The sequence below is a fragment of the Pseudomonas sp. FFUP_PS_473 genome, assembly GCF_002858665.1.
GTDB lineage: Bacteria > Pseudomonadota > Gammaproteobacteria > Pseudomonadales > Pseudomonadaceae > Aquipseudomonas > Aquipseudomonas defluvii.
Genome location: NZ_PJQQ01000022.1, coordinates 44,327 through 67,506 on the forward strand (window position 1 = coordinate 44,327; position 23,180 = coordinate 67,506).

19 protein-coding genes are annotated in these 23,180 nt (G+C 60.5%); 13 read left to right on the forward strand and 6 right to left on the reverse strand.

Going from position 1 to position 23,180, the window contains the following annotated elements:
• The 3 genes from nuoN (at position 1) to yegQ (ending at position 5,155) form a co-directional block, all read left to right on the forward strand.
• The gene (gene nuoN / locus CYD26_RS16165) at positions 1 to 1,476 is read left to right on the forward strand and encodes an NADH-quinone oxidoreductase subunit NuoN (RefSeq protein WP_065758530.1); all 1,476 of its coding nucleotides are present in this window, start codon (positions 1 to 3) and stop codon (positions 1,474 to 1,476) included.
• Between the two features lie 135 nt (positions 1,477 to 1,611).
• The gene (locus tag CYD26_RS16170; RefSeq protein ID WP_102053059.1) at positions 1,612 to 3,711 is read left to right on the forward strand and encodes a TonB-dependent receptor domain-containing protein; all 2,100 of its coding nucleotides are present in this window, start codon (positions 1,612 to 1,614) and stop codon (positions 3,709 to 3,711) included.
• A gap of 124 nt (positions 3,712 to 3,835) precedes the next feature.
• On the forward strand, positions 3,836 to 5,155 hold the full coding sequence (yegQ, locus tag CYD26_RS16175; RefSeq protein ID WP_099775296.1) for a tRNA 5-hydroxyuridine modification protein YegQ: 1,320 nt from the start codon (positions 3,836 to 3,838) through the stop codon (positions 5,153 to 5,155).
• Positions 5,156 to 5,195: 40 nt separating this feature from the next.
• Here yegQ and CYD26_RS16180 read toward each other — a convergent pair whose 3' ends face one another.
• The gene (locus tag CYD26_RS16180) at positions 5,196 to 5,384 is read right to left on the reverse strand and encodes a hypothetical protein (RefSeq protein ID WP_065758527.1); all 189 of its coding nucleotides are present in this window, start codon (positions 5,382 to 5,384) and stop codon (positions 5,196 to 5,198) included.
• 149 nt (positions 5,385 to 5,533) lie between these two features.
• Between CYD26_RS16180 and CYD26_RS16185 the strand changes: the two genes are divergently transcribed.
• The 4 genes from CYD26_RS16185 (at position 5,534) to CYD26_RS16200 (ending at position 8,017) form a co-directional block, all read left to right on the forward strand.
• A complete protein-coding gene (locus CYD26_RS16185) occupies positions 5,534 to 5,995 on the forward strand; it encodes a hypothetical protein (protein WP_102053060.1) in 462 nt (153 codons plus the stop codon).
• A 301-nt stretch (positions 5,996 to 6,296) separates the two neighbouring features.
• Positions 6,297 to 6,686 (forward strand): Mor transcription activator family protein, encoded by a 390-nt coding sequence (locus tag CYD26_RS16190; RefSeq protein WP_065758525.1) that lies wholly within the window; start codon positions 6,297 to 6,299, stop codon positions 6,684 to 6,686.
• Positions 6,687 to 6,732: 46 nt separating this feature from the next.
• The gene (locus tag CYD26_RS16195; protein WP_102053061.1) at positions 6,733 to 7,377 is read left to right on the forward strand and encodes a DUF2589 domain-containing protein; all 645 of its coding nucleotides are present in this window, start codon (positions 6,733 to 6,735) and stop codon (positions 7,375 to 7,377) included.
• 67 nt (positions 7,378 to 7,444) lie between these two features.
• Entirely contained in the window at positions 7,445 to 8,017 is a 573-nt protein-coding gene (locus CYD26_RS16200; RefSeq protein ID WP_065758523.1) for a DUF2589 domain-containing protein, read from the forward strand.
• 1 nt (position 8,018) lies between these two features.
• Here the strand turns inward: CYD26_RS16200 and CYD26_RS16205 are convergent, their stop codons facing one another.
• The 3 genes from CYD26_RS16205 to CYD26_RS16215 all read right to left on the reverse strand — a co-directional run bounded on the left by CYD26_RS16205 (position 8,019) and on the right by CYD26_RS16215 (position 14,143).
• The gene (locus CYD26_RS16205) at positions 8,019 to 11,693 is read right to left on the reverse strand and encodes a translocation/assembly module TamB domain-containing protein (protein WP_102053062.1); all 3,675 of its coding nucleotides are present in this window, start codon (positions 11,691 to 11,693) and stop codon (positions 8,019 to 8,021) included.
• The gene (locus tag CYD26_RS16210; protein ID WP_102053063.1) at positions 11,690 to 13,429 is read right to left on the reverse strand and encodes an autotransporter assembly complex family protein; all 1,740 of its coding nucleotides are present in this window, start codon (positions 13,427 to 13,429) and stop codon (positions 11,690 to 11,692) included. Before CYD26_RS16210 ends, CYD26_RS16205 begins: the two co-directional genes overlap by 4 nt.
• Before the next feature lie 63 nt (positions 13,430 to 13,492).
• The gene (locus CYD26_RS16215; protein ID WP_065758556.1) at positions 13,493 to 14,143 is read right to left on the reverse strand and encodes an N-acetyltransferase; all 651 of its coding nucleotides are present in this window, start codon (positions 14,141 to 14,143) and stop codon (positions 13,493 to 13,495) included.
• 158 nt (positions 14,144 to 14,301) lie between these two features.
• On the opposite strand from CYD26_RS16215, the gene xthA reads away from it, so the two are divergent.
• Positions 14,302 to 15,114 carry an exodeoxyribonuclease III gene (xthA, locus tag CYD26_RS16220; RefSeq protein ID WP_102053064.1) on the forward strand — a complete coding sequence of 271 codons (813 nt, stop codon included), beginning with the start codon at positions 14,302 to 14,304 and terminating at the stop codon, positions 15,112 to 15,114.
• Positions 15,115 to 15,227: 113 nt separating this feature from the next.
• Here the strand turns inward: xthA and CYD26_RS16225 are convergent, their stop codons facing one another.
• Positions 15,228 to 15,776: a hypothetical protein gene (locus CYD26_RS16225; protein ID WP_102053065.1), complete on the reverse strand. Its 549-nt coding sequence runs from the start codon at positions 15,774 to 15,776 to the stop codon at positions 15,228 to 15,230.
• A 182-nt stretch (positions 15,777 to 15,958) separates the two neighbouring features.
• On the opposite strand from CYD26_RS16225, the gene CYD26_RS16230 reads away from it, so the two are divergent.
• The gene (locus CYD26_RS16230) at positions 15,959 to 17,281 is read left to right on the forward strand and encodes a substrate-binding domain-containing protein (RefSeq protein ID WP_102053066.1); all 1,323 of its coding nucleotides are present in this window, start codon (positions 15,959 to 15,961) and stop codon (positions 17,279 to 17,281) included.
• On the opposite strand, the gene CYD26_RS16235 is transcribed toward CYD26_RS16230, so the two are convergent.
• Positions 17,275 to 18,507, reverse strand: coding sequence for an acyl-CoA dehydrogenase (locus CYD26_RS16235; protein ID WP_102053067.1), 1,233 nt, complete (start codon positions 18,505 to 18,507; stop codon positions 17,275 to 17,277). The genes CYD26_RS16230 and CYD26_RS16235 overlap by 7 nt on opposite strands.
• A gap of 139 nt (positions 18,508 to 18,646) precedes the next feature.
• On the opposite strand from CYD26_RS16235, the gene CYD26_RS16240 reads away from it, so the two are divergent.
• The 4 genes from CYD26_RS16240 (at position 18,647) to ccoG (ending at position 23,168) form a co-directional block, all read left to right on the forward strand.
• Positions 18,647 to 19,573 carry a LysR family transcriptional regulator gene (locus CYD26_RS16240; protein WP_099775301.1) on the forward strand — a complete coding sequence of 309 codons (927 nt, stop codon included), beginning with the start codon at positions 18,647 to 18,649 and terminating at the stop codon, positions 19,571 to 19,573.
• Between the two features lie 94 nt (positions 19,574 to 19,667).
• Positions 19,668 to 20,093 (forward strand): MerR family DNA-binding transcriptional regulator, encoded by a 426-nt coding sequence (locus CYD26_RS16245; protein WP_065758515.1) that lies wholly within the window; start codon positions 19,668 to 19,670, stop codon positions 20,091 to 20,093.
• Positions 20,090 to 20,989, forward strand: coding sequence for a hydroxymethylglutaryl-CoA lyase (locus CYD26_RS16250; RefSeq protein ID WP_102053068.1), 900 nt, complete (start codon positions 20,090 to 20,092; stop codon positions 20,987 to 20,989). Before CYD26_RS16245 ends, CYD26_RS16250 begins: the two co-directional genes overlap by 4 nt.
• Positions 20,990 to 21,755: 766 nt before the next feature.
• Positions 21,756 to 23,168 (forward strand): cytochrome c oxidase accessory protein CcoG, encoded by a 1,413-nt coding sequence (gene ccoG, locus CYD26_RS16255; RefSeq protein ID WP_102053069.1) that lies wholly within the window; start codon positions 21,756 to 21,758, stop codon positions 23,166 to 23,168.
• Positions 23,169 to 23,180: the final 12 nt, after the last annotated feature.

Here is a 23,180-nt window from a genome sequence, read left to right on the forward strand (position 1 = left end):
ATGGACCTGACGATTCAACACTTTATCGCGCTTGCGCCGCTGCTGATTACCAGTATCACCATTGTTGTGGTGATGCTGGCCATCGCCTGGCGCCGCAATCACTCGCAAACCTTCCTGCTGTCGACCGTAGGCCTGAACCTGGCCCTGCTGTCGATTATTCCAACCCTGAAAGTCACACCCCTGGCGGTTACCCCGCTGCTGACCGTCGACAACTTCGCCTGCCTGTACATGGCGCTGATCCTGGTCGCCACCCTGGCTTGCGTTACCCTCGCCCACGCCTACCTGGGTGAAGGCAAAAGCGGTAAAGGCTACCCGGGCAACCGTGAAGAACTGTACCTGCTGATCCTGATGGCAGCCCTCGGCGGCCTGGTACTGGTCTGTGCACAGCACCTGGCCGGCCTGTTCATCGGCCTGGAGCTGCTCTCGGTACCGGTCTATGGCCTGGTGGCTTACGCGTTCTTCAACAAGCGTTCGCTGGAAGGCGGCATCAAGTACATGGTGCTGTCGGCCGCAGGCTCGGCCTTCCTGCTGTTCGGTATGGCCCTGCTGTACGCTGACGCTGGCAGCCTGACCTTCACCGGTATTGGTAAGGCACTGGCAGCCACTGGCATGCCAAGCCTGCTGGCTCAACTGGGCCTGGGCATGATGCTGGTTGGCCTGGCATTCAAACTGTCGCTGGTACCGTTCCACCTGTGGACCCCGGACGTTTACGAAGGTGCGCCAGCACCGGTCGCAGCGTTCCTGGCCACCGCCAGCAAGGTTGCAGTGTTCGCCGTGGTCGTACGCCTGTTCCTGATCTCGCCGGCGGCCAGCAGCGGCGTACTGACCACCGTGCTGTCGGTAATCGCCGTCGCCTCGATCCTGATCGGTAACCTCTTGGCGCTGACCCAGAGCAACCTCAAGCGTCTGCTCGGTTACTCGTCCATCGCCCACTTCGGTTACCTGCTGATTGCCCTGGTGGCCAGCAAGGGCCTGGCGATGGAAGCCATCGGCGTGTACCTGGTCACCTACGTGATCACCAGCCTCGGTGCCTTCGGTGTGATCACCCTGATGTCGTCGCCGTACAACGGCCGTGACGCTGACGCCCTGTACGAGTATCGCGGCCTGTTCTGGCGCCGTCCGTACCTGACCGCCGTACTGACCGTGATGATGCTGTCGCTTGCAGGTATCCCGCTGACCGCAGGCTTCATCGGCAAGTTCTACATCATTGCGACCGGTGTCGAATCGCAGCTGTGGTGGCTGGTCGGCGCCCTGGTACTGGGCAGCGCCATCGGCGTGTTCTACTACCTGCGTGTCATGGTTACCCTGTACCTGATCGAACCAAACCTGCGTCGTCACGATGCCCCGCTGAACTGGGAACAGCGCACTGGCGGCGTCATGCTGCTGGCCATCGCGATCCTGGCCTTCGTGCTGGGCGTGTACCCGCAGCCGCTGCTGGACATGGTCCAACACGCCGGGTTTCAGCTGATCGGTTGATCGCCCAGGTAACAATCGCTTCAGTAACAACAGACACCCCGCCTCGGCGGGGTGTTTTGTTTTCCGGGCAACGACTGTGCTTCGTCTTGTAGTTGCGGCGTCAGATAGCCGCCTCATAACCTGGAATTCTTGATAATGCGATCCACCCTCCCCCGCTCTCCACTGGCGCTGCTGTTCGTCTGCGCCACCACGGTACAGGCCGACGACGCTGTCGAACTGGGTCAGGTGCTGATTCAGGAGCAGGAACAGAGCGAACTGGCGTCGGCCAAAGAGCGCCTGCAGCGGGTGCCGGGCGGGACCAATCTGGTGGATATGCAGCAGGTCGAGCAAGGCCGGGTTGCCAGCAACCAGGATGTGCTGGCCTACCAGCCCGGTGTATTTGCGCAGTCCGCGGGTAATGATGGGGTCAAGTTGTCGATTCGAGGCTCGGGCATCAACCGCGCACCGGGCAGCCACGGTTCGGGGGTGTACACCCTGTTCGACGGCCTGCCACTGACTGGCCCCGGTGGTACCCCTTACGAACTGTTCGAACCGCTGTGGCTGAGCCGCGCCGAAGTGCTGCGCGGGGCCAATGGCTTCGACAAGGGCGCGCTGGCATTGGGCGGGGCCATAGACTACATCACCCACACCGGGTATGACGCAGCGCCCCTGCAAGTCCGTTATGAAGCCGGCAGCCGTGGCTACATGAAACGCCAGATCAGTTCCGGCCAGGTGCTGGGCGACCTGGATTACTACGTGGCGGCTACCGACTCGGCATACGACGGTTATCAGGATCACAGCAGCGGCAGCAGCAAAGGCATCGCCGCCAACGTCGGCTACCGCTTCAACCCGAACCTGGAAACCCGCTTCTACCTGCGTTATCGGGAAACCGAGAACGACCTGGCCGGGCGCCTGACCAAAGCACAGATCAAGCATGATCCACGGGCTGCCAACCCGACCTACCTCTCCCGTGACGCCAGCCGCCCACAGCCGGGCAGCACCTGGCTGGCGAACAAGACCACCTTCTTTCTGGATGACGATTCACGCCTGGAGGCCGGGTTGGTGTATCACGACTACCCGATGGACCTGCGTGAAGGCCTGAACCGCCTGAAAGTGGCCTACACCGATGTCAGTGGTACGTTGAGCTACTTCCGTCGAGACACCCTGTTCGACCGCGAGAGCAACACCTCGATCGGCTGGCGGTCGACCAAGCACCTGCCCAATAGCGGCGCATCCGAGTATGTACGGGTGCAACAGGGTACTAACCTCAACACCCCAATCGGTACCAAAACCCGCGACTTCAGCTATCAGGGCTCTGACAACGTATTGCACGCCAGCAACGAGCTGGAACTGGTGCCGGACCTGTGGCTGACCACCGGCCTGGCGCTGATCTACACCCGCCGGGAAAGCGATGTCAGCTATCCCGCCGATGGCGGCAAGGTCAGCCAGCACGACTGGGACTATGCCCCGCGCGTCGGTCTGCGTTACGCCTTCAACCCGCAGTTGGAGGTCTACGGCAACCTCAGCCGCTCGGTCGAGCCGCCACACCCATGGGCGTTGATCTGGAGTGCCAACGAACGCTTCACCAGCGGCCCGGCCGCCACACTTCAGAAAACCCCCGTCGAACTGCAGAATCAGACCGCCACCACCCTTGAGCTTGGCGCCCGTGGCGACTCAGCACTGGGGCGCTGGGATCTGGCCTGGTACTACGCTGCGGTACGCCATGAGTTGCTGACAGTAGAGACTGGCCCCGACACCTGGGCCGAAATCAACGCCAGCCCTACGATCCACCAGGGCATCGAAGCCGGCCTGAACAGCCTGCTCTGGGAGCGTGCTGCCGTGGGCAAGGTGTCGTTGCGTCAGGCCTACACCTTCAGCGATTTCCACTACCGTGATGACGACGCCTTCGGTGACAACCGCTTGCCCGGCATTCCGATGCATTTCTACCAGGCCGAAGTGCGCTTCGATCATCCGACGGGCTTCTACGCCGGGCTCAATACGCAGATGGCCTCCAAGGTACAGGTCGACTACGCCAACTCTTACCCCGCCGACGCCTATGCACTGCTGGGGGCGACATTTGGCTTCAACGCGCCGAAAAACGACTGGCAAACCTGGCTGGACCTGCGCAACCTGACCAACAAGCGGTATGCCGCCACCGTGACACCGGGCTACAACGACCACGGCAATGACATCGCCCGCTCGACACCCGGCGAGGGCTTCGGGGCCTACGTTGGCGTGTCCTACAGCCTGCGCTGAACCATTACCCATAGTGGGGCCACCTGATCCTGTGGCCCCGCACCCGGGCATTGCTGTAGATCAATAAAAGCAGCGGCGCAGTGAGGTAGCCTCTGCGCCTTTTTCAGCTGCGACCCGATCTCCCATGACCAGCCTCGCCAAACCCGAATTACTTGCCCCTGCCGGCACCCTCAAGAACATGCGCTATGCCTTCGCCTATGGCGCCGACGCGGTCTATGCCGGGCAACCGCGCTATAGCCTGCGGGTGCGCAACAACGAATTCGACCATGAGAATCTGGCCATCGGCATAAAGGAAGCCCAGGCCCAGGGCAAGCAGTTCTATGTGGTGGTCAACATCGCACCGCATAACGCCAAGCTGAAAACCTTCCTCAAGGACCTGGAGCCGGTGATCGCCATGGGCCCGGATGCACTGATCATGTCCGACCCCGGCCTGATCATGCTGGTTCGTCGGCATTTCCCCGAGATGCCGATTCATCTTTCCGTACAGGCCAACACGGTGAACTGGGCCAGCGTGGAGTTCTGGCGCGGGCTGGGCCTGACCCGGGTCATCCTGTCCCGCGAGTTGTCGCTGGAGGAGATCGAGGAAATTCGCCAGCAGGTTCCCGAAATGGAACTGGAGGTGTTCGTTCACGGCGCGCTGTGCATGGCGTATTCCGGGCGCTGCCTGCTGTCCGGCTACCTCAACAAGCGTGACGCCAACCAGGGCTCATGCACCAATGCCTGCCGCTGGAAGTACAGCGCCACACCGGCCACGGAAAATGTAACCGGTGAGATCGTCCGCGAAGTCGAGCCGACACTGGGCCTGGGCGCGCCGACCGATGAAGTCTTCCTGCTGGAAGAAAGCAACCGTCCTGGCGAAGAGATGCCGGCATTCGAAGACGAGCACGGCACCTACATCATGAACGCCAAGGACCTGCGGGCGGTACAGCACGTCGGGCGCTTGACCAAGATGGGCGTTCACTCGCTGAAAATCGAGGGACGCACCAAATCGCACTTCTATTGCGCACGCACCACTCAGGCCTACCGCCAGGCAATAGATGACGCCGTAGCAGGCCGCGAGTTCGACCGCTCGTTGATGCTCAATCTGGAGTCACTGGCGCAACGGGGTTACACCGAGGGGTTTCTGCGCCGCCATGTGCATGACGAGTACCAGAACTACCAACGTGGCAACTCGCAGTCTGAACGCCAGCAGTTCGTTGGCGAGCTGACCGGTGAGCGGGTCGATGGGCTGGCCGAAGTGCAGGTAAAAAACCGCTTTGGCCTTGGCGATCACCTTGAACTGATGACGCCACGCGGCAACTACCACTTTGACCTGCATCAGTTGCGCAATCGCCAGGGCCAACCGATCGAGGTTGCCCCTGGCGATGGCCATACCGTCTACCTGCCGATTCCTGAGCAGGTCAACCTGGAGTACGGCCTCCTGCTGCGTGACCTGACCCTGTAACCGCCGGTGTCGGCCAGCGTTGGCGCTGGCCGACCTGGAGTCAGAGTTTGACCTTGCGGCGCATGATGCCGTTGACGATGACCACGACGACCGCCACACCGATGGCGATGTACTGGAACACCTTTTCGCTGATCACACCGTCTTTCTGCAGGTAGGACAGCCCCAGCATGGTTGCCAGCACCAGCAGGGACAACAGGATGGAGTATTTAAGGCGTTGGCCTTGAGTCATGTGGGTTTCCTTGACGCGTGGAAGACAAAAATCAAACGCGAATAATACAACGTCCAATCCTCTCACAAGGATATTTTCCCGGTTCTGCCCTACCGACCAACTTGCAAACATGAGCGCTCAAGCACTAACGTCCCTCGCGGAGCATCCTCATGCGCATACCCCACCTGCTCAGTACAGTCGGCCTGCTGGTCTGTATTGAGGCTCAAGCACTGCAAACCATAGACCTCGATCCCTCGCACCTGAAAGCACTCGGAACCAGCCTGGCGAACAGCGCAGGCAACAGCCAATGGCAGCAATTGTGGCAACGTTCTCGACAGGCCGGGCACCTGGGTAGCCCGGAAACACGCGAAGCCTTCACCATCCCCATGCAGGAAATACCGTCACTGGTAAAAGCCACGCTGGCCTCGGCTGAACGGGTTCAAGGGTTGAAAAAAACCCAGGCGTTGTACCGACGCGACTTCGCACCTCAGGTCGTCGGCGCACGCGGCGGCACCCCACTCACCGCTGTCTGCCTATGGGTTGATTGGCGTTCCTTCCCCGACAATGCGCTGCCTCGCCAAACCGCATTGATGGCTCAGGTCAGCCTGTTGGTCACCCACCCTTGCGACTGACGCTGGTAGCGCCAAGCAGCGGCTATGCCGTTGTGGTGGCAGGCCGAAAACCGGGGCTTTGCGCCTGTTACGCCGCGGAATACCCACACCCCTTCGCCATTTTTCCCACCGAACATAAGCAGGAACAGCTACTGGTACAGACCCGCTTGCTACCTAGATCTTTTGTCGCGCAGTGCCCGAGAATCAACCCATGACGCCGACCAACGCAGCCAGCCGGTACGGCACTGCTGATCACGCTGATTGCTGACGGCTAACACCTACCGCAGGCCCAAATGGCTTGCTCATTGACAAGGAAGTGATCATGGAACTCTGCGACCTGAACCGCATCGACATCACCCAACTGCCTCATTCCCTGCAAGCCTTGATCGCGTGTGTCGGGCTGGAAAGCGCGTATCGCCTGACCTGCATCTACGGCGGCAGGCCCAAGTACATTCCCAAGCACCCAGGCCGCACCACGCTGGCCGACGTACTGCCCAATGAACAGCTTGAGGCCTTGATCAAACGCTATGCCGGTACGGCCCTGGAGATTCCCAAACCCGACCACTTCAACCGGCAACTGCGCAACCAACAGATTCAACAGGAAAGCTCGCACGGCCTGTCCCGTAGCGTGCTGGCCGACAAATACGGCCTGAGCCTGCGCCAGATCGGCAATATCCGGCGTCAAGAAGCTCACGCCCGCCACACCGCGTAACAGTAACCGCGCACTCACGCGCACTTCACGATAAGGAAATCTCAACATGGCAACTATCGATAACAGCCTCATCGGCTCGGTCATGAACGCACTGCCACTGGACCGGATGATCTCCGGGCCACTGCAGGCCATGATTCAGGCGCAGGTTAGCGCCAGTAAATCCTACGCAGACTTCCTCATGGGCGTCTGTATTCAAGATGGCAAGGCTGTCGCCATCCAATTCGACTATGAAGAAACCCTCACGGACGAACAGGGTGTCTATCAGGGTACCGTCGCCAAGAAAATGCAGATCCCTCTGCTGGCGGCCATCACCCACCCGAACATCGCCATTGAAGAAGGTAACATCGAGTTCGAGCTGACCATCAGCCAGCAGGCCGAAAGCAGCTCTGAAACCGGTGGCAGCGCTGAGTTTGGCGCCTCCATTGGCTGGGGCCCGTTCAAGATGAGCGTCAAAGGCCAGGTCAGCCACAAGTCAACACAAACCCGCAAGACCGACACCCGCGCGCGTTACGCGTTCAACACCCGCGTCAAACGCCAGGATCCGCCAGAAGCCTTGATGCGCGTCATCGACTTCCTGACCGATGCCGCCACCAAGCCGGTCATGCTTCCCAACACCGAGGCGCAGAACAAGGACGCCTTGCCTGAATCCAAACTGCCAATGCCAGACCAGGTACAACAAACCACTATCTGACACGCGACAACAGGTTCCGCTCTGATGAGCGGAGCCTCCCCGTCCCTCGCCAAAGGAGCCCAGCCTCTTGGAACGCAGTCCTAACGACAAAGAGCCCCTTGCCACCTGCGACCTGGCTGACATTACCCGAGGTCTGCAGGACGCCGCAGCGGCGGCGAACAACCTGATCGCACAACAGTACATCAAGCTGTTTGACCAGTTTTTTGACTATGACGCCGAAGCCTTGGGCGCCCCGATGAAAGCCAAGATGGTTGATGTCGCCATGGATGACCGACATACCTTGAGCATTCCCCTGATCACGCTGGTGTCACCACGCGGCCTGGCCCTGGAGCGGATGCAAGTCGACCTCTCGGTAAAGATCCAGAACACCGAACTGGCCGATGCAAGCCATGTACTGGAAAACAGCGCACTCAAGCACGAGCGGTTCATGGTCACCGTAGGCGCTCAGAACAAGCGCCAAGGCGATCATCGTGACCCGGACGAAGTACAGATTCGCATGCAGTTTCAGGCCTGCGAACCGCCCGAGGCATTGAATCGTCTGATCGAAGAGTACACCCAACTGATTACCCCCTGCCGCCAGCCCGATCCTGCACCGCCATCCGCGGACAACGAGTTCATCGCCGCTGCAACCGTTCGCTGACTCAGAAGTCGCGTTTGTAAAACAGATCAAGCGAACTGGCGATCCCACTGGCGGCTTCCAGGTAGAGCTTTTTACTCAACAGGTAGCGCAAGGCAATGGTGTTGGCCGGTTCGAATACGCCCACGCCATAACGCAAGCTCAGGCGTTCCGTCAGGTTGCCGCTGGCGACCACGCTGGTGCTGGCGCCGCTCCCCTGAGTGTCGAGCTGGAAGTCGTCGATACCGAGGCTTTTCGCCAGGCTACCGGTCAGGTCCGAACTGCCCGCCAGCCCCAAGCCCAGCGCCGCTTGTGCAAGCATGTTGTTGTCCTCACCGGTACTGCCCAATGGCCGCCCCAATACCAGATACGACAAGGCCTGCTCCTGGCTCATGGCCGGCTCGGAAAACACCTGGGTGGTCGGCTGTTCAGCACTGCCACTGAGGCGAATACCCGCGATCACGTCATCGGTTTTGCGTACGGCCTCGATGTCCAGATACGGCTGATCGATAGGGCCTGCAAACAGCAATCGTGCGCGGCGGATGGTCAAGCGCTGGCCATAGGCGCGATAACGGCCATCAACCAGGCTCAGCTCACCACGGGTATCGAGGTTGTCGCCGATATGCACGGCACCCCGCAGGTTGGCACTCAAACCAAACCCTCTGAACGACAGCTTGTCCTGCCCTACCTCGACGTCGACGTCCATGGCCATCGCCAAGGGGGCCTGACCCGCTTCGGTCTGGTGGCCGACGATCACCGTATCATCGGATACCTTGACGGTGGATGGCGGCAACTCGCGGATGCTGATCTTGCCCTTGGGCACCAGCACTTTGCCTGTGATTGCCAACTTGTCGCCTTGCAGGCCGATGTTCAGGTCCGGGGCTACCTCCAGCACGGCGTAGGGCTCGACGTTGACTGGCAAGCGCTGACCATGAACACGCAGGTCGACCGCCAACGCGCGCGCCCAGCCGATCTGACCACTCAACTGTCCCTGGCCAGTCTCGCCACTTTTCCAGTCACCCTGCAACTGAACCTGCTCACCGGCGATCACGGCACGCAAGGTCAGCTCACGCAGGCTGATGGGCAGTTCTGCACCGCTGGCCTCGCCCTGCGAAAGGGTCAGGCTACCGTTGACCTGTGGCGCCAGCAACGTGCCGGACAACCTGCCGCTGCCATTCAACTGGCCGGCCAAGCGCTCGACCATCGGAACAAAAGGCCGGGCGATGGAAAGGTCCAGGCCATTCAAACTGAACGTACCACTGACAGGTTTGTTTTTCGCCAGCGGATCAAGACGCGTGTCCAAGGTCAGCTCACCCAGTCGCTCGGCACGAAACGCCAAACGGGAATCTACCCGCCGTGGGCCCAAGGTGCTGTCCAGGCGCAGGGTCTGGTAAGGGAAATCCAGCCACTGGCCTTTCTCGCGCAGCCTCAGGGTGCCACCACTGGCATCAACCTGAACCCGTCCTTTGGGCCCGCTGGCCGGCAGGTCAAGGTTGATATCGGCATTGAGTTGACCGTTCCAGGCAAAGTCTTTCGGCAACCATTGGGCCAGGCTCTGCAACGGGAACTGCTTGAGGTGATAACGCAGCTTGGGCTCGGGGGCCAGGCGCTGGTCTTCGCCGCACAGGCTGGCATCACCCGAACGCCAGCAATGAGCAAAGAAGTCAATCTGGCCATTCGCCAGGCGCTGTAGCCGGGCCGGGGCCTGCAACTGCCAATCCTGGCCTCCGGCCTGGATACGCCCACTGGCCAGGCGCCCCCGCCAGTTGTCTTTGTCCAACTGACCGTCCAGTTCGAGGTCAAGCACCAGTTGCGGCCCCTTCAGGCCCAGGCGCAATTGCTGTTGACGCCTGTCGCCCTGCCCCTTGGCAGTAAGCGTACCCAATCCCGTTTCACCCAACTGGATCGCACCGGCCTCCAACTCAATCCGTACACGTTGTGCCTGGTCCATCTGCGCGCTGAGATCCAGGCGTTGCAGATGGTTCTGGGCCTGTGCCAACTGCTGCCCTTGCAAGGTCAATTGCCCTTGTGGGGCCTTGAGTGTGCCCGCAACGTCCAGGCGCCCTTTCAAACGCCCCTGCAGTTGCGGCCAGAGCTGCCCTAAACGGGGCATGTCGAGGTCGAGCTGGCCGGCCAGACGCTGCTGAAGGCTGCCGCTACCGTTGATACGGTTGTCCCCCAGCCGAATTTCCAGGGTGCCCAAGGTCCACTGTTCCCCTGCACCGCCAGCCTTGGCCTGAAACAGCGCCGGCTGGCCACGCAGGCGGCCCTTGAGATTTACGTCGGCATCCAGCCGCAGGTGGCCATCCTTGAACTCGCCCGTGCTGCGCAACGGCCCAGCCAATGTACCGGGCAACTCGGCCAGCCAATACGCAGGATTGAGCGCGGACAACTCCAGTGCCGTATCCCAGGCAATGCCTTGAGCGAACTGCACCCGCAGGTTACCGGCGGCCTTACCCTGCCCCGCACTCAGAACAAGCTGCGGCAAGTCGATAGCCGTGAGATCGCCCTTGAACGGGCTGCTGATCTTGAACGCACCGGCCGGGCCGTCCAGGTCACCGGCAAAATCCCCTTCGTAACGCCCTTCCTGGTAACGGACCTGGCCATTGAAACGACGCAGGGTGACCTGCGGCGCGTCATCCAGCGGGTAAAGGCGCAACCAGGGGAAGTCCAGCCACTCAAGCTGAGCGCTGGCCTTGATGCTCTGTTGCCAGTCGGCGGTGGCCTTGAGCCTGAGGTACTGTTCTGCGGAAGCGTTCAGGTCGAGCGCTGACAGTTCGGCACCACGGGCATCGACCCGGCCTTGCAGGGCCAGGGCGATCGGGCCCTGCGAGGCCGGCAGGCTGGCATTGCCCGCGAGCCGGTAACCCGCGCTCAGGTCGCCTTCACCGGTCAGCAACACGTGATTGAGCTGCAGGGTATCCGGCAGGTCGGCGCTCGCCTTGAAGGCGTCGGCGCTGATACGCACCTTGGCCGGCAGGTTCGCCGCCAGCGGCTGCAACTGCCCATCGAGTCGTCCCTGCAAATAGCCCGTACTGTCCGCGCTCACCCGCAACGTCTGCTGCAGGTCACCGTCCACCGTCACAGCCAATTGCCACGGCTGCCCATCCACTGCAGGTAATTGCAGTTGGCCGCTGGCCTGCATGGGCCAGTCGCCTTCAGGCTTAAGCATCCCCTGCAGCGCCAGGTGCAAATCCTCGCGCTGAACCTGCAGGCGATCAATACGCAGGCCCTCGACGCTCCAACGCGCCGCCAGTTGCAACTCACTCAACTGTTCATTGCCATCCAACGTCAGTCGACCAACCTGTAGCTCACCCAGTTCGATGTTCAGCGGCAATACCAGGGCCGGCAACTGCAGCGGGCCGCTGTCTGTCGAGGGCTCACCGGGGGCAAACGCCAGGTCCACCCGCTCGGCGCGTAGCTGGGTTACGCATAACGTCATCCGCAACAGGCAGGCGGGCGACCACGCCAGCAACGGCTGCGTCAACTCGACCCGGTTACCCGACTGCTCCCACAACAGGCGCTTGGCCTGCCACTGCCCTGCCAGCCGCCCTTGGAAGTCGTCCAGTTGCAACCCTGGCACCCGGTTCAGTACCCAACGGCTGCCCGCCTGCGTACCCAATACAGCGGCCACACCGAAGACCACAATCAGCAGTACGCCGACCAGGCCGATGGCAATCCCTTTAAACACACGACTCACAGTTCCGGCCCCATGGAAAAGTGCAAACGAATACCGCCCTCGTCATCCAGCGCGTGGGCGAGGTCCAGGCGCAGTGGGCCCACCGGAGATACCCAGCGCACACCAAGACCGACGCCGGTCTTGAGGCTGGGCAGTTCCAGACTGTTGAATGAGTTGCCTTGATCGACGAAGGTCGCCACGCGCCACTTCTCGGCAATCGAGTATTGGTACTCAACACTGCCGGCCACCAGGTAGCGGCCACCGATACGGTCACCGTCCGAGTTCTTCGGCGACAGCGTCTGGTAGTCGTAACCGCGCACGCTCTGATCGCCACCGGCGAAAAAACGCAAAGACGGCGGCATTGATTTGTAGCCGTTGGTGGCGCTGCCGCCAAACTGTACCCGGCCCAGGAAACGGTGGTTCTGCCCAAGTGTGGTCAAGCCCTTGAGCAGGACATTGCCATGCACCAGGTTGGTGTCCGAGAGCAGGCCTTCCTTCGCGACCTGCGTGTCGAACTGCAGGCGGTAGCCATTGTGCGGATCAATGCGGTTGTCGCTGCGCAGGTAGGCATAACTGACACCGGGCATCAGCAGGTTGCTCAACCCGGAGTCGTCACCCAGGCGATACTCTTCACGCTGCCATTTCAGCGAGATCACCCGCTGCCAACCACTGGGCAACTTGCTGTGCCATTCCGGGCCTACCGTCAGCAGTTTACTGAGGCTGTCGGTATTGGCGATCTCTTCGTTCTGGTAGCCACCGGCAAAACGAAATTTGTCGGTCAGCGGAGGATCCAGAGGCACGTCGTACCACAGCCCGACGTTCTGCCGTGGGGCCGATACCTCGGTCTCGATACCGTAGCTATGACCTTCAGGGTTAACCCAATGGCGCGTCCAGTTAGCCTTGGCACGAGGCCCGACGTCCGTCGAAAAACCCAGGCCCAAGCCCATGGTACGAGGCTTGCGGGTCTGCAACTGCACCGCCACCGGGATTGTCTGGCCGACGGCTGCCGTCGGTGCCGCATCGACACGCACCCCCTCGAAGTAGCCACTGGACTGCAGCGCATTGTTGAGCTCGGCGATCAGCTCGGAATCATAGGGCGCACCTTCCTGGAACGGCACCATCCTGCGCAGCAGGTCCTCATCGAAAGGGCTGTCACCGGTAAACTGGACCTTACCCAGGGCGTAGCGCGGGCCACTGTCATAGACCAGTTCGATATCAGCGACCCCAGCCAGTGGATCGACCGTCAGACGTTGCCGGAGAAACCGGCCACTGAAGAAGCCATAGCGGGAAGCCTGGTTCTGAATCAGCCGCTTGGCGTCCTCATAATGCCCATGGTTGAGCACTTCGCCCGAGCGCAAGTAACGGCTGTTGGGAATCCGAAAGGCTTTCAGTTCGCTGGCCGGCCCTTCGATACGTACCGTGATGTCGCGAATCCGGATTGGCTCACCCGGCTCAACGGTCATCACCAGGCGTGGTCCCTTGTTCGCCTTGGCCGGGGGTTTGACCTCGGTTTCGATATGAGGCTGGTAGTAGCCCAAGGCCTGGGCCGCTTTTCTGGCCTGCTCGATGGCACCGCGACTGAAGCGCATCAGAGCCTCTTCGTCACGGTCACCCAGGCTACCAATGTAACCTTCGATATTGTCCTTGAGCTCGCTGTTGGCAGGCTTTATCCGAACGACCAGTTCACTTTGTGCACAGACGGCGAAGCTGGCGATGCATAGAATCAAACCACAGGTAAAAGGTGCTAAATACGTCATAAGCACCGATGCTACCAGAGCTTTACGGCAGCCGGGCGACCGCGGCCATCGCTCATTGCTCGATTACGCCCCGATTTGCCGGGAATGCTGGGGGTTCGGGTGAAAAAAAACGTGCTCACGAACAGGCCCTACCGCAATTTCACCAATCTCCTGATAGCCCTGCCGCGCATAAAACGCCAGGTAATGCTCATTGCCGGTGTCCAGAACAATCCCTTGAGAGTGCTCATCTTCGGCACACCAGTCGTGCAACGCCTGCAGTAACTGTTCACCAAAGTGCTGGCCCTGAAACTGCGGATGGACACCCAGCAGCGGCAACATGTGAACCGCGTCAGTGGGTAGGCAGGCCATCAGTGCCGCCTGGTAATCCAGGTAACGGCGCGTGCAGTTGAACCCGGTGCTCAGCAACATGCGCATACGCCAGGCCCAGCTTTCCGTGACGCTGAGCCGACGTTGTGGTGGTGCAATCAGTGCAACGCCAATCAAACGCTCCCCGATCAGCAACCCCAACGCGGGCAGTTCTTGATAGAAGTGCTGCTGCACCAGCTCTCGCACCGTGGCGCGGATGCGGTGGTCGTAACCAGGGCGCGCCGCTTCGAAAAGGTAGGCAAACGTCGGCTCGCGGCGGTAGGCATGGTAAAGCAACGAGCGGGTTTCATGACTGTAGCCCCCATCGAGCAAGCGGACTTCAGCCGTAACAGCAGTCGATTCGGACATCGTGAACCTCCAGGCCTGGGCATTCATTGCCAGCGAGGTGCTCGCTACGCTGGCGCGCCCTCGTGAAGCACGTTAGCAGGCGATCGACAGGGCCGCCACGCTGGTCGTGGCCGACGATGTCAGCTAGCATCCTGACTTTTACCAGGATTGTTGCTTCCATGAAGATCGTCTCGTTCAACATCAACGGCCTGCGCGCCCGGCCCCATCAGTTGGCCGCGTTGATCGAAAAGCACCAACCGGACGTGATCGGCCTGCAAGAAACCAAAGTGGCTGACGAGCAATTCCCACTGGCTGAAGTTCAGGCGCTGGGCTACCACGTGAACTTCCATGGTCAAAAGGGCCACTACGGCGTCGCCCTGCTCTCGCGCCAAGCGCCATTGAGCCTGTTCAAGGGCTTCAGTACCGACGAGGAAGACGCCCAGCGCCGTTTCATCTGGGGCACCTTCGCCGACGTCGATGGCACACCGATCACCATCATGAACGGCTACTTCCCCCAGGGTGAAAGTCGCGACCACCCCACCAAATTTCCGGCCAAACAGCGTTTCTACAACGACCTGCAAACCCTGCTTGAAAGCCAGTTCCAGAACCAGCAGCCCTTGGTGGTGATGGGCGACGTGAACATCTCCCCGGAAGACTGCGACATTGGTATCGGCCCGGACAACGCCAAGCGCTGGCTCAAGACCGGTAAATGCAGCTTCCTGCCGGAAGAGCGCGAGTGGATGGCACGGCTGAAAAACTGGGGCCTGGTCGACAGCTTCCGCCACCTGAACCCTGACGTTTGCGACCGTTTCAGCTGGTTTGACTACCGCAGCCGTGGTTTCGAGGATGAACCCAAGCGTGGCCTGCGCATCGACCTGATCATGACCTCTCAAGGGCTGCTGCCACGGCTCAAGGATGCGGGCGTCGACTACGAACTGCGCGGCATGGAAAAGCCCTCGGACCACGCACCGATCTGGCTGGAATTGAGCTAAGCCCCGCGCCTGGCTTGCCTGCATCCCACATGTGGGAGCGGGCTTGCCCGCGATGCAAACACCGCGAACGCCAAGGCACCCCACCGACACCCGGTGGCAGACAACGCCGATGTTCAGTCCAGCTTGAGCTGGCTGATCGTGTCTTTATCGGCGTCCTTGTACTGCTGCGCCGTCATCTCTTCAAGATTGTCGACCGTCCGTTCGTAGTTGTCTGCGGACGCACACACGTGTGCCTCAAAGCGACTGGGGCCGCGGCTGTCCGGATCCTCGGCGAGGCGCTTGGCTTCAAGCGCTTCACAGTGTTCCGTGTACTGCGCAAGGTTCGCCTTCGATGACTCAAGATGAGCAGCCTGATCCTTTTCGGCTTGCGCCAGGGCCGCCTCATCCTGTTTTTCACGGATATCCGCAGCAAGGTCCAGGACATCCTCGGCGTCCTTGCCATCCAGTGCCTTGGCCATTCGCGCCCGGTCAAGCCCGTATGCTTCCCTGACCACTGTCAGCGCCCGATCAAACGCCGCTTTCTGCTCCAGGTCCAAGCCCTGACTCATGGCCACCATCGACGCAGAAAATGATGCCTCACTGGTACTGTCGACGTGCGTCGCACACGCCGCAAGCAGTGCAAAGGAAGACACCAGTAACGTCACGCTTAGCCGTTGCAGCATCGGTCGATCCTCACGTCAGGCGTTTGGCCACAGGGAACCACGCAAAATGCGTGTTTCTCAGAGGGTAGTACCAATGTTGCCGGCGTACCATTCAGCCAAAATCCTCTGAGCCTTCGTCATCTTGCGGTCATCGTATTGTCTTAATCTCCCGGCACGACCTCTAGCCGCGAGCACCCACTGGCATGTTCCCCCTTGTTTTTCGGCTGCTCCTCAGCCTGTTAGCCGCCCTCCCCATCGCAGCGCACGCCGGGCAAACGGTACTGCGCCTGCAGGGCTCCAACACCATCGGCAGTGTGCTGGCGCCAGCCTTGGTGCGCGGCATGCTGCAAGCGCAAGGCGTGCAGGACATCCAGACACTGCCCGGCACGGTTGCCAACGAAGTTCAGGTACAAGGCCACACTGCTCAGGGCGAGTTGATCCAGGTGAATATTGCGGCCCACGGGTCGAGCACCGGTTTTACCGCGCTTAAAAACGGTGACGCCGACCTCGCGGCGGCCTCGCGCCCGATCAAAGACAGCGAACTGGTCGACCTAGAAGCGCTTGGCGATCTGAAAAGTGCCGAGGCCGAGCAGGTGATCGCCCTTGATGGCATGGCGGTGATCGTCCACCCGGACAATCCCTTGCCACAATTGACGACCGAACAGTTGGCAAAAATTTTCGCAGGCCGCATTACGACCTGGGACGCGCTAGGTCTGGGCAGCGGGCCGATCCGTTTGTACGCTCGCGACGATCGCTCCGGTACGTTCGAAACGTTCAAGAGCCTGGTACTCGACCCCCATGATCTGACGCTGGCAACCGGTACCGCACGGTTTGAATCGGGTGAGCAGTTGGCCGCCGAAGTCCGTCGTGATCGCCAGGCAATCGGTTTCAGCAGCCTGAGTTCAGTGCATGGCGCCAAAGTCCTGGCCATCGCCGACGGTGCGGCGAGTGCGATGTTGCCGACACCCGGGCTGATCGCCAGCGAAGATTATCCGCTGGCCCGTCGGCTGTATTTCTACCTGCCACCCGGCCAGCACAACCCCTGGGCCCAGGCGCTGATTCGCTTTGCACAAAGCGAACCCGGCCAGGCCATCGTCACCGCCAGCGGCTTCATTGCCCAGACCATCCAGGCGATGCCGGTAAGGGCCAATGCCGAGATGCCTGCGGCTTATCGAGGCCTGCTTGAACAGGCACAACGGCTCTCGGTGAACTTTCGTTTCGCCGAAGGCAGCGCCACGCTGGACAACAAGGCGCAAGCCGATCTGCAACGGGTGGTCGCGTACCTCAAGCGCACCGGCAAGCTCGACCAGAAGATCAGCCTGGTGGGGTTCGGCGATGCCAAGAGCGACCCGGCGCGCGCCACCCTGCTGTCCAAGTTGCGCGCCATGGCCGTGCGCCGCGAGCTGGCCCGGCAAGGCGTGACCGCTCGGGAGATCCTTGGCCTGGGCGCCGAACTGCCGGTGGCGACGAACGACCAGGACGAAGGCCGAATCCGCAACCGCCGGGTCGAGGTCTGGGTTTACTGAGGCTCGCTGCGAAGTGGCTCGCGCGGTACGTACTTGCCGATCTCGTACTTGCCGATCGCGGCGCGGTGGACCTCATCCGGGCCATCGGCCAATCGTAACGTGCGCTGCATGGCGTACATGTAGGCCAGCGGGAAGTCACCGGAAACACCAGCCCCGCCATGTATCTGAATGGCCCGATCGATCACCTTCAACGCAACGTTTGGTGCCACCACCTTGATCTGGGCGATCTCGCTGCGGGCCACCTTGTTACCCACCGTGTCCATCATGTAGGCCGCCTTGAGGGTCAACAGTCGGGCCATGTCGATCTCCATCCGCGAATCAGCGATCTTGTCGATGTTACCGCCCAGCCGCGCCAGCGGTTTGCCAAAGGCGTTGCGCGCCACTGAACGCTTGCACATCAGTTCCAGGGCGCGCTCGGCCATACCGATCGAACGCATGCAGTGGTGAATGCGGCCTGGGCCGAGACGGCCCTGGGCAATCTCAAACCCCCGGCCCTCACCCAGCAACACGTTGTCGTAGGGTACGCGGACATTCTCGAAGAGCACTTCAGCATGACCATGGGGCGCATCGTCATAACCGAACACCGGCAACGGCCTGACAATGTTCACCCCGGGGGTATCGGTAGGCACCAAAATCATCGAATGCTGTTGATGACGAGGCCCTTGCGGGTTGCTCAAGCCCATGAAGATCATGACCTTGCAACGCGGATCACAGGCGCCGGAGGTCCACCATTTGCGCCCATTGATCACCCACTCGTCGCCATCGCGCACCGCCGTGGCTTGCATATTAGTGGCGTCAGAAGATGCCACGTCCGGCTCGGTCATGGCGAACGCAGAACGAATCTCGCCACGCAACAAGGGCGCCAGCCACTGCTGCTTATGCGCCTCACTGCCATAGCGCACCAGTACTTCCATGTTGCCGGTGTCCGGCGCAGAGCAGTTGAATGGCTCCGGCCCCAGCAATGAGCGGCCCATGATTTCGGCCAACGGCGCATATTCCAGGTTGGTCAGCCCCGCCCCCAGTTCCGACTCAGGCAAGAACAGGTTCCACAGGCCTTCAGCCTGAGCCCTGCGCTTGAGTTCCTCCATGATTGCAGTCGGCTGCCAGCGATCACCCTCGGCGACCTGACGCTCGAAGACCGCTTCGGCCGGGTAAACATAGGCATCCATAAACGCCGTGACGCGCTCGCGCAATGCCTGGACCTTGGGTGAATAGGCGAAATCCATCGGCAGTACCTTCTGCGTAAAAAAGGGGGCTGAGCAGACTGTAGTTCACCGGCCAAAATCCACCTAGCCTATTCTCGCCGTGTATAAACATTCATAAGCGATATATGATCAGCAGATAACACCTACAAGAGCAGCGCCCATGAACCTGAACAAGGTCGATCTCAATCTGTTTATCGTCTTCGATGCGATCTACACCGAAGCCAACCTGACCCGCGCCGGGCAGATCGTCGGCATTACCCAGCCAGCGGTCTCCAACGCCCTGGCACGGCTGCGTGATACCTTCAATGATCCCTTGTTCGTGCGTACCGCTCAGGGCATGGTGCCTACCCCCATGGCCCAGAACATTATCGGCCCGGTGCGTAACGCCCTGTCGTTGCTGCGTGTGTCGGTACAGGAGAGCCGGATCTTCACCCCCCTGCAGGCGAACAAGACCTTCCGTATCAGCATGACGGACCTGACCGAAGCGGTGATTCTGCCCCCCTTGTTCCAACGCCTGCGGCGTCTGGCCCCGGCCGTGGCCATCGAAAGTTTCCTCTGCAAACGCCGAGAGACCACCAAGGAGCTGGCGGCCGGGCGCCTTGACTTCGCCGTCGACGCGCCGCTCAACACAGACCCGCAAGTGCGTCATGTAAAACTGATGCAAGACCAGTACGTCTGCGCTATGCGCGAGGGCCACCCGCTGGCCAAAGACACACTCAGCCTGGATGAATACATGGGCCTGACCCACATCCACATTTCCAGCCGCCGCAACGGCCTGGGCTATGTCGACCTGGCACTGGGCAAGATGGGCTTGCAACGCAAGATCGCCCTGCGTTCACAACATTACCTGATGGCCTCGCAGGTGTTGCAGCAGACCGACATGGTGATGACCGTGCCAGAACGCTTTGCTCGCCTCCATCACCTGAATTTCACACCACTGCCGGTCAACGATGTTCCGCCGCTGGAAACCCACCTGTACTGGCATGAGAGCACGGACCAGGACCCCGCCAACCGCTGGATGCGCGAGCAGATCATCGAGTTGTGCCAACGGGTCGTTGCGCAAGAAACGCAGCCCGTACACGCCTGAACTCAAACCCTGTCGCGTGCACAATCACGATCCAGCTTGACGTATACGTAAAGCTGCCTTTAGGTTTAGCGCATGCACCTAGTCGAGCCTTGCCATGAGTAGCCAGACCTACAGTATTTCCGACCTTTCCCGCGAACTGGACATTACCACCCGTGCCATTCGCTTTTATGAGGAGCAAGGACTGCTCAGCCCCGAACGCCGGGGCCTGGAGCGTATCTATACGGCCCGCGACAAAGTCAGCCTGAAGCTGATCCTGCGTGGCAAGCGAATCGGCTTTTCGCTGGCAGAGTGCCGCGAGCTGATCGAGCTCTACGACCCCAGCAGCGGTAACCAGAAGCAGCTCAACAGCATGTTGGCAAAGATTGCCGAGCGGCGCGCCCAGCTTGAGCAGCAGTTACTCGACATCCAACAGATGCAACTGGAACTGGACACCGCCGAAGAGCGCTGCATACAGGCGCTGGCAACCACCCTGAACAATCAGAAAAGCGCCGTTGAGGCCTCACAGGAACCTTCCCAATGACAATGCCCGAGAATGTCCGCCTGGTCGAAGTCGGCCCACGCGACGGCCTGCAGAACGAAGCCCAGCCGATCAGCGTGGCAGACAAGGTACAGCTGGTCGATGACCTGACTGCTGCGGGGCTTGGTTACATTGAAGTCGGCAGCTTTGTCTCACCGAAGTGGGTACCGCAAATGGCGGGTTCCGCCGATGTGTTCGCGCACATCAAACAAAAAGCCGGCGTGACCTACGCCGCCCTGGCACCGAACCTGCGCGGTTTCGAGGACGCACTGGCCGCCGGAGTCAAGGAGGTCGCGGTATTCGCGGCGGCCTCTGAAGCCTTCTCGCAGCGCAACATCAACTGCTCGATCAGCGAGAGCCTGCAACGCTTCGTACCGATCATGGAAGCCGCACGACAGCACGGCGTGCGCGTACGCGGCTATGTGTCGTGTGTACTGGGCTGCCCCTATGAAGGTGCGGTAAGCGCCGAGCAAGTGGCCCCGGTGGCCCGCGAGCTTTACGACATGGGCTGCTATGAAGTCTCGCTGGGTGACACCATCGGTACCGGCACCCCAGGCGCAACCCGCCGGATGTTCGAGGTGGTTGGTGCGCAGGTCCCACGAGCACAACTGGCCGGGCACTTCCATGACACCTATGGCCAGGCACTGGCCAACGTCTATGCCAGCCTGCTGGAAGGGATTGCCGTGTTCGACAGCTCGGTCGCAGGGCTGGGTGGCTGCCCTTATGCCAAGGGCGCCAGCGGTAACGTGGCCAGTGAGGATGTGCTGTACATGCTTCAGGGCCTGGGCATCAAGACCGGTATCGACCTGGACACACTGATTGCAGCCGGCCAGCGGATCAGCAACGTTCTGGGCCGCGCCAGCGGTTCACGTGTTGCGCGTGCACGTAACGCCCAGTAATCCCGTGGCGGTAACAGCCGGCCTCGCAGCCAGTGTTACCGCCCCCACATTTTTCAGGGAAAAAACGGGTAACACAGAAACAAATCGACAAATTCTCCCGGCCAACCTTTTCAACAAAATCTCTAAACCATTGATTTTATTGGGTTTTAAAAAGTTGGCACGCCACCTGCTATATGTTCGGTACAACAACAATAAAAAATGCGACAACCCAATAAAAATAAGACGTAACGACTCTGGCATAACAAGAACAACCACGGCAGAGACGCAGCTAACAGATTTTTTTGGAGATGATGTGCTTTTCGGGGGCGTGCCCCACGACCAGGCAGAGAACAATAAAACTACCCCAAGGTAGCGCCCGTCAGGTTGTATCAGCAATGATGAAAGCAGATCAGCGCTCAAAAAAATACGTTTGCTCTTGATCCCGGATGGGGATCGCCCGCAACACAGAGGTCGTGGCCGACAAAAACAACAAAAGGCCACCCTCACAATAATAAAAAGAGCACGCAACAATCTTTGAGGGGAGCCTAGGCTCCCCTCAGTGCTTCCTGCATCCTCAAAAATCGCCCACAGATCCACGCCTCTGCAACGGGTGCGGTGGATAGTCGCAGGCACGTCGCGCACAACGGCCCGAGCCAGGCAATCTGCGGCCTGCGCACCCACCCGACTGAATCTGATACGGTTTTTATCGCAATACCTGAGCCTGTTATGCAAACAGAACGCTCGCCATAGTGCTCTGGCCTGATCGAGGCCTGATGAGCGACGAACCATGAGCGATAGAATCCCCGTCCAGATCGTTGAGATTGCCGAGCCCTCCCCCGTCAAGAAGAAGGCCGCCAGCAGCGACGGACACATCCACACCCGCAGCTTCACCGGCCTGTTCCGCAACCTGCGCATCGGCGGTGCCGGCTTTCTTTTCCTGCTGTTTTTCGGCACGGTCTGGTTGAACTGGGGCGGTCGTCAGGCCGTGCTCTGGGACCTGGCTGAAAGCAAGTTCCATATTTTCGGTGCGACGTTCTGGCCGCAGGATTTCATCCTGCTCTCGGCATTGCTGATCATCTGCGCCTTTGGCCTGTTCGCCATTACCGTGTTTGCCGGGCGCATCTGGTGCGGCTATACCTGCCCGCAAAGCTCCTGGACGTGGATCTTCATGTGGTGCGAGAAGATCACCGAAGGCGAGCGCAACCAGCGAATCAAACTGGATGCTGCGCCCTGGAGCCTGAACAAGCTGGCCCGCCGTTCAGCCAAGCACACCCTGTGGCTGGCCATAAGCCTGCTGACCGGGCTGACCTTTGTTGGCTACTTCACGCCGGTTCGGCCATTGGCCGAAGAACTTTTCACCTTGCAACTGGGCGGCGTCAGCCTGTTCTGGGTGCTGTTTTTCACCGGGGCGACCTACATCAATGCTGGCTGGCTACGTGAAGCCGTCTGCATGCACATGTGCCCCTACGCACGCTTCCAGAGCGTGATGTTCGACAAAGACACCCTGACCGTCACCTATGACCCGCGTCGCGGCGAATCACGCGGCCCACGCAAGAAAGACGTCGACCACAAGGCCAAGGGCCTGGGCGACTGCATCGACTGCCATATGTGCGTACAGGTTTGCCCCACCGGTATCGACATCCGCGATGGCCTGCAAATGGAGTGCATCGGTTGTGCGGCCTGCATCGACGCCTGCGACTCGATCATGGACAAGATGGGCTATGACCGTGGCCTGATCGGCTACAAGTCCGAACACACCCTGCAAGGGGGCAAAACCCATTGGCTGCGCCCACGCTTGCTCGGCTACTGCACCGTACTGGTGGTGATGATCGGTGCCCTGGTGATTGCCTTGAACCAGCGCCCAATGGTCTCGCTCGATGTCAGCAAGGACCGCGGCCTGTTCCGGGAAAACAACCTGGGGCAGATCGAGAACATCTACACCCTCAAGGTCATCAACAAAACCCAGCAGCGCCAGCATTACCGCCTGCGCCTGGTCGACAGCGAAGGCTTCGTGCTCCACGGCCAGAGCGAGTTCAACCTGGCACCGGGCGAGATCAGCGACTTGCCGGTCTCGGTGGCCATGCTCGCCGACCGTCCGGACAGCAGCGCCCAGGAGATCAGTTTCGAGGTTGTCGACAGCGATGAACCCAACGTACGCAGCGTGGCCCGCAGCCGCTTTGTTGCGCCTTTGAACCGCTGATCACATACACTC